General features: G+C 48.6%; 12 protein-coding genes. 7 read left to right on the forward strand and 5 right to left on the reverse strand.

Annotation, left to right across the window (positions count from 1 at the left end):
• Positions 1-156 precede the first annotated feature (156 nt).
• The gene (locus tag ACEW9O_RS20190) at positions 157-1,470 is read left to right on the forward strand and encodes a serine hydrolase domain-containing protein (protein WP_373552007.1); all 1,314 of its coding nucleotides are present in this window, start codon (positions 157-159) and stop codon (positions 1,468-1,470) included.
• Between the two features lie 101 nt (positions 1,471-1,571).
• On the opposite strand, the gene map is transcribed toward ACEW9O_RS20190, so the two are convergent.
• From map to ACEW9O_RS20210, 4 genes are all read right to left on the reverse strand, one after another.
• A complete protein-coding gene (gene map, locus ACEW9O_RS20195) occupies positions 1,572-2,333 on the reverse strand; it encodes a type I methionyl aminopeptidase (RefSeq protein WP_373552008.1) in 762 nt (253 codons plus the stop codon).
• Between the two features lie 55 nt (positions 2,334-2,388).
• Positions 2,389-4,806 (reverse strand): thiamine pyrophosphate-dependent enzyme, encoded by a 2,418-nt coding sequence (locus ACEW9O_RS20200; RefSeq protein WP_373552009.1) that lies wholly within the window; start codon positions 4,804-4,806, stop codon positions 2,389-2,391.
• Between the two features lie 247 nt (positions 4,807-5,053).
• Complete coding sequence (locus ACEW9O_RS20205) at positions 5,054-7,888, reverse strand: alpha-amylase family glycosyl hydrolase (protein ID WP_373552010.1); 2,835 nt, start codon at positions 7,886-7,888, stop codon at positions 5,054-5,056.
• A 126-nt stretch (positions 7,889-8,014) separates the two neighbouring features.
• Complete coding sequence (locus tag ACEW9O_RS20210; RefSeq protein ID WP_373552011.1) at positions 8,015-8,365, reverse strand: hypothetical protein; 351 nt, start codon at positions 8,363-8,365, stop codon at positions 8,015-8,017.
• A gap of 139 nt (positions 8,366-8,504) precedes the next feature.
• Between ACEW9O_RS20210 and ACEW9O_RS20215 the strand changes: the two genes are divergently transcribed.
• The 6 genes from ACEW9O_RS20215 to ACEW9O_RS20240 all read left to right on the forward strand — a co-directional run bounded on the left by ACEW9O_RS20215 (position 8,505) and on the right by ACEW9O_RS20240 (position 13,450).
• The gene (locus tag ACEW9O_RS20215; RefSeq protein WP_373552012.1) at positions 8,505-9,923 is read left to right on the forward strand and encodes a tyrosine-type recombinase/integrase; all 1,419 of its coding nucleotides are present in this window, start codon (positions 8,505-8,507) and stop codon (positions 9,921-9,923) included.
• A gap of 528 nt (positions 9,924-10,451) precedes the next feature.
• Positions 10,452-10,757 (forward strand): BrnT family toxin, encoded by a 306-nt coding sequence (locus ACEW9O_RS20220; protein ID WP_373552013.1) that lies wholly within the window; start codon positions 10,452-10,454, stop codon positions 10,755-10,757.
• Positions 10,741-11,157 (forward strand): hypothetical protein, encoded by a 417-nt coding sequence (locus tag ACEW9O_RS20225; RefSeq protein ID WP_373552014.1) that lies wholly within the window; start codon positions 10,741-10,743, stop codon positions 11,155-11,157. The genes ACEW9O_RS20220 and ACEW9O_RS20225 overlap by 17 nt, the downstream gene beginning before the upstream one ends.
• Before the next feature lie 55 nt (positions 11,158-11,212).
• Positions 11,213-11,467 carry a hypothetical protein gene (locus ACEW9O_RS20230; protein ID WP_373552015.1) on the forward strand — a complete coding sequence of 85 codons (255 nt, stop codon included), beginning with the start codon at positions 11,213-11,215 and terminating at the stop codon, positions 11,465-11,467.
• A gap of 41 nt (positions 11,468-11,508) precedes the next feature.
• Positions 11,509-12,459, forward strand: a complete 951-nt coding sequence (locus tag ACEW9O_RS20235) for an alpha/beta hydrolase (protein WP_373552016.1) — start codon at positions 11,509-11,511, stop codon at positions 12,457-12,459.
• Between the two features lie 130 nt (positions 12,460-12,589).
• Positions 12,590-13,450, forward strand: coding sequence for a hypothetical protein (locus ACEW9O_RS20240; protein ID WP_373552017.1), 861 nt, complete (start codon positions 12,590-12,592; stop codon positions 13,448-13,450).
• Between the two features lie 614 nt (positions 13,451-14,064).
• Here ACEW9O_RS20240 and ACEW9O_RS20245 read toward each other — a convergent pair.
• A partial coding sequence (locus ACEW9O_RS20245) for a transposase domain-containing protein (RefSeq protein ID WP_373551960.1) occupies positions 14,065-14,183 on the reverse strand: 119 nt, incomplete at its 5' end.

Below are 14,183 nucleotides of genomic sequence, written 5' to 3' on the forward strand. Positions count from 1 at the left end.
GCCTTAGGTTTCTTAGGTGGTGAAAAAATGTGCCGCTTGCTCTTTTTTCACCACCTAAGAAACCTAAGGCACTAAAGGAACCACCTCAGAAATGAGCTCCTTTCTCTTAACTAAACAGTCGTCACTTTTGCAATTTTAAAGCTATAAACAGGATTCATGAAAACCTACATCTACATTTTTTTACTGCTGCTCAGTAGCAGTTTTTGTTTCGCACAAACCAGTACTTCCCACCTCAGTGGCCCACAACAGCTCAGCGTAGCCAAAACGCCAGAAGCCGCAGGCATGTCCAGCGAACGGCTCAGCCGCATCGATAAGACCTTGCAGGAGTTCATCAGCCGCGATCAATTGCCGGGCATGGTAGCCCTCGTGGTGCGCGACGGACAGATCGTCTATCACAAAGCCTTTGGTACCGCCGACGTCCAAACGGGCCGCGCCTTCAAAACCGATGACATCTTCCGCATCGCCTCCATGTCCAAAGCCATCACAGCTACAGCGGCGATGATGTTGTACGAGGAAGGCAAATTTTCGCTGGACGATCCCATTTCGAAGTGGATTCCAGAGTTCAAAAACCCACAACTGCTGCAAAGTTTCAGTTGGAAGGATACCACCTACAGCACCGTTCCCGCCAAAAGTGAAATCACCGTGCGGCACCTGATGAACCATACTTCGGGTTTGAGCTACGGCGTCATTTCGGGCGATGAACGTTTCAGCGCCATCAACGCCAAGGCCGGCATCGTGGACTTGTACACCACCAAAGCGGTGACCGTAGCCGACAACATTAAAAAACTGGGCAAAATGCCGTTGGTGCACAACCCGGGAGAAAAGTTCACCTACGCCCTGGGTTTGGATGTACTGGGCTACCTGATCGAAATTTGGTCGGGCCAATCCTTTGACCAATTCCTGCGCAGCCACCTGCTCGACCCCATGGGCATGAACGATACCTACTTCTATTTGCCCGATGCGAAAAAAGATCGCCTGGTACCCGTTCAACGCCCCAGCAAAGGTGCCCAGAAATGGGAGCGCTATCCGGTGACATTTTATGATCCAAACTACCCGATCAGTGGGGCCAAAACCTGGTTTTCGGGCGGTGCAGGTTTGTCGAGTACTGCCAAGGATTATGCTGCTTTCCTGCAAATGTTGGTCAATGGCGGGGTATTTAATGGCAAACGCTTCTTGGCTCCTTACACCGTATACCTGCTCTCCCAGTCGAATCAGGTCGGTGATTTGTTGGGTGGCGAAAAGGGCGATACTTATTATAGCCTGGGCTTTGGCGTACAAACCAAACAGGGCCAGGACAAAGGCAATGGCAGCATTGGTCGCTTTGGTTGGGGTGGCTATTTCAATACCAACTACTGGGCTGATCCGAAAGAGAAGTTGATCATGGTGCTAATGAAGCAGACGCAAGGGGCTGCGGATGGAGGCAGTGAGGGGGCGTTTACGCGGTTGATTTACTCAGCGGTGGATAAGTGATATTTACAATACTACTTCGCGCTATTGACGTATAACTGAGGTGGCTCTTCGGTAACGTACTTCTTACAGCTAGGGTTCATTCGGGATTTTGTCTTCCTTCTTCAAAAAATCCCATTCCCCGCCGTCAACACAATCGGCTTGCCATCCGTCACTACAATGGTATGCTCGTGCTGCGCCACAAAACTCCCATCCCTGGAAGCCAAAGTCCAGCCATCAGGCATGGTGTGCGCATAGCGGGTGCGGGTAGAGATGAAAGTCTCCACGGCCACCACTGAATTTTTCTTAAACCGCGTATAATTGAAACGATCGTAATAATTCGCAATATCGTGTGGCTCCTCGTGCAGGCTACGGCCAATGCCGTGCCCAGTCAGGTTTTTGATCACGCGGTAGCCGGAGCGTTTGGCTTCCGTTTCGATGAGGCGGCCAATTTCGGCGATGCGCACCCCCCCTTTGATGTTGTTGAGTGCTTTTTGCAGGATACGTTTGGAGGTATCTACCAGGTGTTGGTGTTTGTTCAAGTCGCGGCCCAGGACAAAAGAGTCGCCATTGTCCGACCAGTAGCCATTCATTTCTGCCGATACATCGATGTTGACCAGGTCGCCTTCCTGAAGGATTTTACCTGCACTCGGGATGCCGTGGGCAATCTCGTTGTTGATGCTGATACAAGTCCAGCCGGGGAAACCATAGGTCAATTTCGGCGCCGATTTTGCCCCATAACCATTGAGGATTTGACCACCAAAATCGTCCAGTTCCTGGGCACTCATGCCCGGTTTGGCGTATTCACGCATGAGGCGAAGGGTTTCTCCCACCACTTCGCTAATTTGTTTCATGCCTAGCAGTTCTGCATCCTTAGTGATGGACATATGAGGTGTGGGTGTGAAGTGTGAGGTGTGGGTGTGCTTTCGCGACGCCTTGGAATTACCCTAAAAATCCTTTGAATCGACCAGGCTCCCCCTCATACATCAGTTTATAAATTGTTTCAAAAACGTCTTCCGGGTTGGGTTTGGTGAAGTAGTCACCATCCGAACCATAAGGCGGGCGGTGCGCTTTGGCAGTGATGGTCAACGGTGCGGCGTCCAGAAACTGGTAGCCACCTTGTATTTCCAAAACTTCTCGCATCATGTAAGCATTCGCGCCGCCGGGTACATCCTCGTCCATGAAGACCACCCGATTGGTTTTTTTCAGCGACTCTACAATGTGGTGGTGCACGTCAAAAGGCAGGAGGCTTTGTACATCGATCAACTCGACCGAGATACCCATTTTTTCCAGCATCTTCATACCTTCCTGGGCTACGCGTACGCAGGATCCGTAAGTCACCAAGGTCACATCCGTGCCTTCATGCAGGGTTTCGGGTACGCCAACCGGAACGGTAAACGTGCCGATGTTATCCGGCAATTGTTCTTTCAAACGATAACCATTCAGGCATTCCACGATGATGGCGGGTTCGTCCGAACGTAGCATGGTGTTGTACATGCCAGCCGCTTGGGTCATGTTGCGCGGGGTCAGGATGCACATGCCACGCAAAGAGCTGATCATCATGCCCATGGGGGAACCCGCGTGCCAGATGCCTTCCAGGCGGTGGCCCCGGGTGCGTACGATGAGCGGGGCGGTTTGAATGCCATTGGTGCGGTAACGCAAACAAGCCACGTCGTCGGACAAGGGTTCCAAACCATACAACAGGTAATCCAGGTATTGAATCTCCGCGATGGGCTTCAAGCCGCGCATCGACATCCCAATCGCCTGGCCCATGATCGACCACTCACGGATCCCAGTATCAAACACCCTTTCTTCGCCGTGTTTGGCTTGCAAGCCAGCAAATCCTTGGTTGACATCCCCAATTTTGCCCACATCTTCGCCAAAGCCATACACCCGAGGGTCTTTTTCAATGATGGCATCAAAGTAGGCGTTGAGGATTTCAAAGCCGTTTTTCACTGGAGAATCTTCACTGTATTCGGGCGCAACCACCGGCACTTTTAAGGCCGCGTTGGGTGTTTCACTGTACAGATGGGTATGGTAACGCTGTTTCGCCAGCGCTTCGATCTTTTTAATCCAAGTAACCAGCTCTTGCCGCGCAGCGGAATCTTCACCAATGGTTTGGTATACAATCCTGCGGGCACTTTGCAACAACTCGCTGATCACTGGAGTAATCAACTCTTGGGCTTCCTTAACCAAAGCTTGGATTTGTGGGTGACTGCCCAACATTTCCTGATAAATGCCCTCTACTTGTTTGCGCGTTTGGATGGTCGGTGATGCATAGGCCTTCCAGGCTCGATCCCGCGCTTCTTTGACCGTTTTGCGGGCCTTATCCCGAATTTGGCGGATTTCATCCGGGCTGGCCAAACCCTCGGCGATCATCCATTGCTCCATTTGCAGGATGCAGTCAAAATCGCGTTCCCATTGCAAACGCTCCTTGGATTTGTAGCGCTCATGCGAGCCAGAGGTGGAATGCCCTTGTGGTTGGGTAACTTCTTCGATATGAATCAGGGCAGGCTGGTGCTGCTGCCGCGCATCGTCAATTACTCTTTTGTACAAAGCAACCAGGTCGGGATAACGCCAGGCTTTTTCGGTGTAAATACGTACGCCGGCGTTGTTTTCATCGGGTTCAAAACCACTCAGAACCGCCGAAATACTGCCCTTGGTGGTTTGGTATTCCACGGGTACAGAAATCCCATACCCATCGTCCCATACTGAAATAACCAGTGGAACCTGCAGTACACCTGCCGCATTGATGACTTCCCAAAAAATGCCTTCAGAAGTACTCGCATCACCGATGGTGGAAAAACAAACTTCATTGCCGTTGACCGAAAAAGGTGTGCCTTGTGACAGGGCTTTGCTTTCCCGGTATTTTTTGGATGCAAATGCAAAACCCAGTGCCCGCGCCATTTGGCCGGCGGTACAGGAAACATCTGATGAAACGTTGTATTGTTCGAGCTGATTGGCCCATTCCCCGGTTTGTGGATCGACGATGGGGGTAGCGAAGTGGTTGTTCATTTGTCGCCCGCCAGAAAATGGATCATTTTCGGTATCGGCGTACAACTGTGCAAAATAGGCTTCCAAACTTACGATTCCGAGCGCAAACATCCAGGTTTGATCGCGGTAATAGCCTGCCCGGTAATCCCCTTTCAAAAAAGCCTTCGCCATCGCAACCTGTGGAACCTCCTTGCCATCACCCGTTACAGCGAATTTGGCTTTTCCGGTCAACACTTCTTTGCGCGCCATCAGGCTGACTTCGCGGCTCACACAACAGATGCGGAAATCTTCGAGTACTTCCTCCCGATTCCATTGCGCATCCTCAGTTTTTTGAGCTGCTTTTTTTTTCTTTAGATCACCCACCATGTGCTAGTTGGCTATGGTTTTATGCGGTTAGCGTTTGCTGATTTCGGGGCGAAGATAGAAAAAATAAGTGAAAAGCGAAAAGTGAAAAGTGAAAAGCAAGTACGTCAAATAGTGAAAAGTGAAGAGTGAAGAGTAAAAACCAAGTACACCAATTGTTTTTCAAAAGTTTCCTTTTTTTCCTGCTCATAAATTTTGAAGCGTAAAAATGCCCCTTTTCACTTTTCACTTTTCACTTTTCACTTTTCACTTACTGTACCACCAAGGTTTGAGTTAGGACTCCTTGCCCAATCTGCATGCTTACATAATAAATGCCTGGGTTCAAAGCTTTATTCCACTGCAATTGTTGCTTGCCGGCATTCAGGTAACCTTCATGAACCGTGCCTACATTTTGTCCCAAGTTGTTGAACAATTGGACTTTGACCTGGGTAGCCTCGGGCAGTTCAAAGCGAATTTGTGCGGCACCCTGAGTAGGATTGGGGAATACCTCCAATTTGTATTGCGCCTGCAATTCCGCCCGGGTGCTGGTGGTAATCAGGGCTGGGGCTTCGGGCAGGAATTTGGACGTCCACAAAAAGTACTGCCCTGGCTGGAAATTAACCGTTTGGCTGGTGCCACTTACCGTGATGCTGTCACGGTTAAAATAATTGTAGTACTTGCCAGCTGCCGGGAAGTTGACGCTGAAGCTGGTCGACAAGACCCCAAAATTGGCAGCTACCACCACATTCAGGCTGGGGTCGCGCAGGATGATTTGTTTTTCTACACTTGAACTCAATTGAGCACTGAAATCGCTGGTGTGAAAAACAGGATAATTTTTGCGCAAGTACAACATGCTCCGCGTCACGTCGAACAAACGTTTCCGATCCGGCTGATTGAGGTAGTCCCAGCGGATGGGTTTGGGATCGAGGCGACAGCCACTGACGGTGCCATTGGTACAGGTATTGATTGAATAATCGTAGCCCAACTCACCAAATTGCCAGAGCATTTTGGGGCCGGGAACGCTGTAAAAAATCACCGAGGCCATCTCCTGGCGTTTGAGGGCGGTGCTCAGGTTTTTGACCGAATAGCCACCCGCCGCATTGCCAAATTGCAGGTTTTTGTACATCAATCGCTCTTCATCGTGGCTTTCCATGTAGTTGATGGCACTGGGGTTGGTCATGCCACGGGTGCGGTAGTCCAGGTTGCTCAGGCTATTGGAGTAACCCATGGTGCCTTCGTTGAATTGATTGTTTTGATTGCCCCACAACATCATGCCATTGATGCCCAATTCAACTTCTTCGTTGTTGTCGGCAAAATGCTCCAGAATGATGTAGGCATCGGTGGAATTGGAACGGATGAAACCCGCATAATCCCCCCAAATGGCGATCCGCGACGCATCGTAATTGCCCCAAAGTGGCACATTACCCAGGGTTTGTTTTTGGGTAAACCCTTTGGACAAATCGAAACGGAAACCGTCGACCCGGTATTCGGAGAGCCAAAACTGGAGGACTTTTTTGACAAAGTCTCGGGTAGCGATGCTTTCGTGGTTGAAGTCGTAACCCACGTTAAAATCGTGTTTGGCGCTGACATTCAACCAGGGATTGTCGGCAGCGGGGCGGAAATTGGCATCGTCCCAATACAATTGCGCCAAGGGGCTTTGGCTAAAAGCGTGGTTGAACACCACATCCAAAATAACCGCAATGCCGCGCGCATGGCAGGCATCCACAAATTCTTTGAATTTTTCGGGTGTGCCGTAGTATTTGTCCAACGCCATGTGGTACGAGGGGTTGTAGCCCCAGGAAACATTGCCCTCAAACTCGTTGACGGGCATCAACTCGATGGCATTGATGCCCAAACGCTGAAAATAATTCAGGGTATCGATCAAACTTTGGTAATCGTGCCGGGCCGTAAAGTCGCGTAGGAGCAACTCGTAGACCACCAATTTTTCCCGCTCGGGGCGCTGGAAATTATCGATTTTCCAGGGATACGCTGTTTTCCCGGGTTGCATCACCGAAACAATACCCGTGGTTTTCCCGGTAGGGTAAGCAGGCAGATTGGGGAAGGTTTGGGCGCTGATGAAGCGGTCGTTGTCAGGATCGAGCACCAGGGTACTGTAAGGGTCGCCGATGCGGCGGGTACCGTCCACCACGTATTGGAAGCGGTAGGTTTCACCCGCTTTGAGGGTAGGCAAGTCAATCCAATGGATGAGTCCGCTGATGCTGCGGTTGAGCAGGTATTCGGTGGAAATGGTCCAATCGTTGAAGTCACCAATGACGTAGATGCCCACTTTGCCCGGCGCGTACAAGGCCAGGGTAACTTCATCATCACCCGAGTAATTGATGCCCAACTGAGTGCCTCCGGGCGGATCCTGCGGCGCTTTGACGATGGGTACGAGGTAATTAAAAGTTTCGGTATCCCGGGCGGTGGCGGTAGCGGCGATAAATTGCACCTTGTGGTTGCCGGGGGGGCCTGCCAGGAGGTTGTAACTGAGTTCGACGCCGTTGCTTTGCGTGAGCTCAACACCATTATCCAGCAGAGTCAAAGTTGCCGTTTCGGAGGCTACGGCTTTGACGGGGATAGAAGTCCCTTCGGTCACGATCTGGTTGCGATTGGTGGGGGCCAGCAGGGCGGTCAGCAGGCCACTTTGGTTGTACACATCCAGAAAGAAGTCTTTGCCCCCGGTGTCCTTGCCTTCGCGGTTGCCCGTGGCATTGCGGAATACAAAGGCCATTTTTTGCACGATGGCGCCACCAGTAATCTTGTAAAGATCATTGATGCTGGGCTTGATTTCGTACTTGTACACATTGGGTCGCCCTGCTACAGCGCTCATGGCCCAGGCGGCATTGGCCTGCCCCCAGGTGGTGAACACGTTTTTCCAGTCACTCGTGGAGGTACTGGCATTGGTGATCACTCCCGTGTGTACGTATACGGTGCAGCCACAATCTTTGAGGCCGCCCGTGCCTTGGGCGGCATCGAAATACACGGTAACAGGTTGGTTGGGTCGTGGGAAAAATGGCTCGGTCCAGACGGCCTGGGCAAAACTCGTTTGGGTCAGGATACAGCATAGCAATGCCAGTAGCCAAAGGAAGTGTTGATTTGGTTTCATGCTAATCTAAGATTTTTGAGGAGCAAGATAGGGGGATGTGGGGGGAATTGCAAGGTGGGGATTTGGAAAGTGGGGAAATGGGAAGCGGTAGCTTTTTGCCGAATTTAAAGAGGGCCATTGATTGTACTATTTCTTCCTTACTACCAATACACTTTGGTCGCTGAAATCCATCCAGGCAAAGTCGTAGATGATGTGGTACATTTTGCCTTCTTTGTTGAAATAAATGCCCGTAAGGTATTCAAACTTAAATCCTGCTCTTTGCAAAATCAGGCGATCAAAAGTTGCCTTTTTGGTATCGCCCATCAATAGGGTCAAAACCTCACGATTACGGTGTAGAAAAGCATCAATCTCAGCAGTAACCAATTTCGTTTGACGCCGCTGATCGTTGTTGTAGGCATTTTTACAAACGACGGAACAAAAGCGTTTATCGGATCTTCCCTGTATTTCTTGGCCACAGGATAAGCATTGTTTTTTCATCAATACATCAGTTAAGCGATTTAAAACGATTAAAACAAATATAAGCGATTCTAGCAAATAAGAAACGATTCAATCGAATAAATTATCAAAAAACTGTTTATCAAATAATTAAGATTTGTATTTTTAGAAAAAACTTACAATGGAGTCTGTAGTTTGTCGTTTTGCCACTCAAATTCCCAATCGTGTTTTCCTGGAAGTACCCAAAGACCGCAAAGATTGGGTCACATTTATCAAAAGCCTGAATAAATGGTGGTGGCATCCTGAGGAAAAGGTATGGAGCATCCCTCGCACGCCTGAAACAGCTCAACAGTGCAAAGTTTTTTTCGGCAAAGCACTCGTCATTGATCGAAACCATGAAATATCCATTGAATTGGCGCGTAAAACCGAAGAAAAGAGCCAACGCCTTGAGCTTTTACAAACCCTGCCAGATAAAATCACCTTGCACCAACACCCTCAGAAAAATGATTTACTGCTGTTGAATCTGCCCAAAACACTGCTAGAAACACAGCTCGCAACTGTAAAAAACATCCATGGTCGCCGCTGGAACGCCGATTGGTTTGCCTGGGAAGTACCTTACACGCAGCTTACGCTTAGGTTTCTGAAACAATACCTGTCCGGCATGGTGCATTGGGTATTTACTCCGGATGACAATATTCCTGAGCGATTACCCGCCGTTGAACCACAAACAAAAACCTACAAAGAGGCTACGATACCTGCAAAATATGAGGCTGCGGTTACTGCACTCGAACAAACCTTGATGCTCAAACGCTATAGCTGGCGCACCATCAAGAGTTATAAAAACTGCTTCCGGCAATTCATCCGGCATTACGATGACATTAAGCCTAGCCAAATTACCCGCAGGCAGATCGATGCTTATGTGTTTGGGCTGATCAAAGAGCGCAACATCAGTGAATCGCATCAGAATCAGATTCTAAGTGCGATTAAGATGTTTTATGGTACCGTCATCCGCCAGGAAGATAAGGTTCAGGACTTGTTTCGGCCTAAAAAATCCCAAAAGCTACCTAAAGTACTCAGCGAACAAGAGGTAACTTACTTATTGAGAGCTGTCGATAATCTCAAACACCGTTGTATTTTGATGCTTATCTATTCCGCTGGCCTGCGGCTGGGAGAGGTCATTAATCTACGCTTGGTTGAATTACAGCCTGAGCAAAATCGCTTGTTTGTACGAGGTGGAAAGGGCAAAAAGGATCGTTGTACTTTGCTTTCAGAAAAAGTCTGGGAACTCTTACAGCAGTACATCCAAATCCATCAACCCCTGGAATGGCTCTTTGAGGGTCAAACTGGAGGGCAATATAGTGAACGAAGTGTGCAAGAAATTTTCACTCGTGCCAAAATGAAAGCCATGATTAACCCAGATGCGACTGTACATACCCTGCGACATTCTTTTGCGACGCATTTGCTGGAAAAAGGGGTGGATTTGCGCTATATCCAAGAGCTTTTGGGTCACGAAAGTAGCAAGACCACCGAAATATATACGCACATTACTCACAAGGGCTGGAATCGGATCAAAAGTCCGATTGATGATTTGAAAATTTAATGGGTTGATTGCTTGTTGGATTAACAATCCCTTGCTATATTCGCAGATGAGACGTATTATTAAGTGTTTGAATCACTTAGACGAAAGAAAATGAGATGCAGACTAAGCAAATATACACGCAACTAACGACTAAGTAAAAGACGCAATGCGGGTTTTACTTAGTCGTTAGTTGCGGTAGTACTTAAGTTCGCTAAAATCCAAATTACAACACAAAAAATTTCCACTTTTTATACCTAAAACATCTTATCTTTGTTGAAAAGTTATTGCTGATGGCCAAGAAGCACATTCGATTCGACTGGGCAGCCAAAAAATTCTACGCGACAAGAAGAACTTCGGCATCCTTGAAGTTTTTTTGTCTGAGTTATTAGGTGAAGCAGGTCACCAAAGCGCCCATGCCGCCGAAGCCAGCCCGCAAAGCCAACGCATGGCAGCAAGCCAAAAATCAGCACTCGCCAGATAAAAATAACGGAGCGCAAAATAAAAAATGTCACTTTTTTTCTTAAAAACACCTAAATTTGATCTTGAACTATGCCTAATTTCGAGTGGGACGAGAATAAAAACAGGTCCAATCAGCAAAAGCATGGGATCTCTTTTGATGAAGCCAAAGAGGTTTTTGATGACGATGATGCTGTTGCGTATCCCGGACATGAGAAGGATGGCGAGAATAGAATTTTGTTGGTCGGTAAGACAATCGGCAGACTTATCATCGCGGTTGTATTTACGATGAGAAAGCAAATTTACAGGGTAATTTCGGCAAGGCAAGCGCGAAAAGCAGAGGTGCAAGATTACATTACCAACAAGTTTCAAAATCGGGACGATGAAAAAGGAGATTAGTGTTGATTCTGCTGTTGAGCTGTTAAAATCTGGCGCGAACTTAGAGCAAACGACTATTTCTGATCTGGAGACATCAAAGGTCCGAATGATGGATGCATTGCTATTGGCAAGGAACGGTTTCACTGTCCCTGATGACAATGTTATCTATGACGACGATCAAATTCAATATGACCCTGATTTTGACGACACGACCTGGGGCAAACCTGTTTCTTTTAAGAAATTGAAACAGTCATTGGAAGCAGGTGAACAGTTGACAGAAACAGCGGAGTTTGTAGTAACATTGGAGATAAAAAATACAGATATGAGACAATGGTTGGCAAAAAATGGAGATCAGATCAATTTGGTAGTCAGCGGATTACTCGAAAGTATGTATAGAGCAGACAAATTGGCTAGACCATAAACTGTCCACGTAGCCCATGCTCACGTTACCCCCTCACCAATCCTAAAAAAACCTCATGGGAGCCTGGGCCCATGGCCATTTTGAAGACGACTCAGCCTGGCATTTCATAGCCGAAATCGAAGAAGCGCAATTCATACCTTTAGAAAACAATGTCCTTTTCCAAAAACTTCAAGCGATATCCCTATCTTTGATTTTAGCCCTTGGATCATTTACCCATGACCATAGCCGAAGTAAATTGGATAAAAACAACGCCAGCTTCCACACAATGTGCTTCAAAACAAAACCCACAACACCAGCTTCACCAAAGTAATTTTTTTTTAAAACTAATAAACAAACAAATTCATTTTCAAAATGATTTACACACTTAAACACTTGGCTAAAACAGCTATTGTTACCTCCTTGCTTGCCCTGGCGGTACCTGCAATGGCTCAGGACGGTACAATCTATCCGCTCGACGCTCCTGCCGAGCCGAAAGCCATTTTGCTCGGCACTGGTGGTGTTGATGACCAACCCGCCCGCGAGACCTGGTTCCGCCAGTGGGGCGACCCGATGGCGCGGAACATCACCACTGCGACCCTTACCCCCTTCTTGCCCGAACCTGGCAAGGCGAACGGCACCGCGGTGATCGTGGCGCCTGGGGGTGGCAACCGGTGGCTTTCGATGGGCAACGAGGGCTGGGAGGTCGCAGAGGCACTCGCTAAGAAGGGAATCGCCGCCTTTGTGCTCAAGTATCGGCTCATCCCTACCCCAGAGTCTCTCGAAGACTTTAAGGCCTGGATGAATCGCCCTCGCACCGCGCCAGCACCGTCTGCAGATACTGCACGGGGTATAACACCGCCGCGTCCGCCACAGCAGGATCTATCCAACCAGCTCGAGGATGCTGAGGCCGCCTACGCTATGATCATCAAACGGGCTAAGGAGTGGGGTGTTGATACCAAAAGAATCGGCATGATCGGCTTCTCGGCCGGCGCTGGCCTTACGATGCACGCAACGCTTCATTCAAAGACCATGGAACTGGCCTTCATCGGTCCAATCTATGGCGGTATGGGCCCGGTAGAGGTCCCAAAGAACGCTCCGCCCATGTTCAATGTTATCGCTTCTGACGATTTTCTCTTCCGCAGTCAGTTCGGCGTTATCGATTCCTGGTTCAAAGCGGGCCGACCGGTGGAGTTTCACCTTTACCAAAACGGCGGCCACGGTTTCGGCCTTGGGAATCCCAACCGAACCAGCAATCGTTGGTTCGACGCCTTTATTCACTGGCTAGATGTTAACAAGTTTCTCCCCGCCACGCCCGGGAAGTGATTACGCGGTCAGTTGATAATTTAACGTGAGTTTGGGGATTATTAAACCACGTTAGTGGTGGCAAGATTGGGACAGTCTTGGGAAAAAATCCCCGAACTCACGTTAACTCAATAAAATAATCGAATAGGATATGACCAACCCACCTCCTCCCCGCCTTCATGTAATCCTCGCCACCCAGGCGCCCGTTGGAATCGTCATCCGGCGCGGCCCTTCCAAGCAGTTTTGCACCCTATTGTGGAACCGGAAAACCGACTCCTTCACCATGGGCCAATGGCTCAAAGGCCGCATTTACGAACACCGCTCCGACCTGTCGCCAGACGGGAAACACTTTCTCTATTTCGCCATGAACGCTCGGCGCTCCCATCAAGGGCCTACGTGCTGGACTGCCATCTCGCGTGCACCGTACCTGAGGGCTATTGCCTTGTACGGCGATGAGGAGACCTGGTTCGGGGGCGGGCTTTTCCTTGATAACAAAACCTATTTCGTGAACGGCGGCTTTTTTTTCCACACGCTTCGAGAATCGAAGGAGGTCGTAATGAAAAAACCCGACCCTAAAGCGCCGGTTGTCTCTATACAGGAGGCGATGCAGCATGCCAAATACCCTATGACCGGCGACCTAGGCGTGTATTGCGATCGATTGGAGCGGGATGGTTGGTCGCTCGCCACCAATGAGGCGAAAAACCACTTTGTGTTCGAAAAACCTTTTGGACGCAATTGGATGCTGAGGTCGCTGGTAAACCAAGAAGCGCCCAATAAAGCTGGCAAATCTTCTACCTGGAGCGAATATTCCTTATTACACTTCCCTACCCAAACAGTACTGCGCTTCCCCGATTGGGAATGGGCAGATATCGACCGGTCGCGGCGATTAGTATGGGCATCTAAAGGGCAAATTTGGGCCGGACAGCTGAATGACAATGGCCTAAGGGACGAAAAAATGCTGTACGATTTCAATGACATGCGCTTTGAGGCCATAAAGGCACCTTATGATTGAGACACAATGACGATATAACGCGCAATGCCAATAGATACCTATAAAGTTGTTGAGCGATGATTCTGAGCTAAATGAATTATGGACTGATAACGAAGAATTGTACCCCGCTTGGAGGCAAGGTGTTGAGGCACTTATTCAGCGGCTGAACAAATAATTGACGCTAAAACCGTGGTCAAGAAACCTACAAGACTTGAAGGTCTTCTAAAAGCCAGCACAGCGTCCAAACCCCATTCCTCCCCCACAAAAACCCAAACATTTGTTTGACCTTCTCCAATAAACCCACTACCTCTGTTTCAAAGCTTCAGATACGGCCAAAAAGCACATTCGATTCGATTGGGCAGCCAAAAAAATACTGCGCGACAAGAAGAACTTCGGCATCCTCGAAGGTTTTATTGTCTGATTTATTGGGTGAAGCAGGTCACCACAGCGTCCATGCTCACGTTCAATACAATAAAAATTAGCACCTAATCGAAACAAGTGAAACAAAAAATGCGTTTCATTTATTTCGTTTGTATCTTTAGGACAAATTAAGCTAAAATGAGTACTGTAATCCAAAAAACAACAAAGTCGGATCAAAAGATTGCACTTTTATCGTATCCGTCCGGGCAAGTGCACTACCCCTTCCACTGATCTGGGAGTAATTCATTAATCTGATTAATGGAGTGCTCAGGGATACGTCCCAAGACATCATTTAGATAAGCCATGGGGTTGATATTGTGCTGAGCACAACAAG

Source organism: Haliscomenobacter sp. (genome assembly GCF_041740695.1).
In the GTDB taxonomy this organism is placed as follows: Bacteria; Bacteroidota; Bacteroidia; order Chitinophagales; family Saprospiraceae; genus Haliscomenobacter.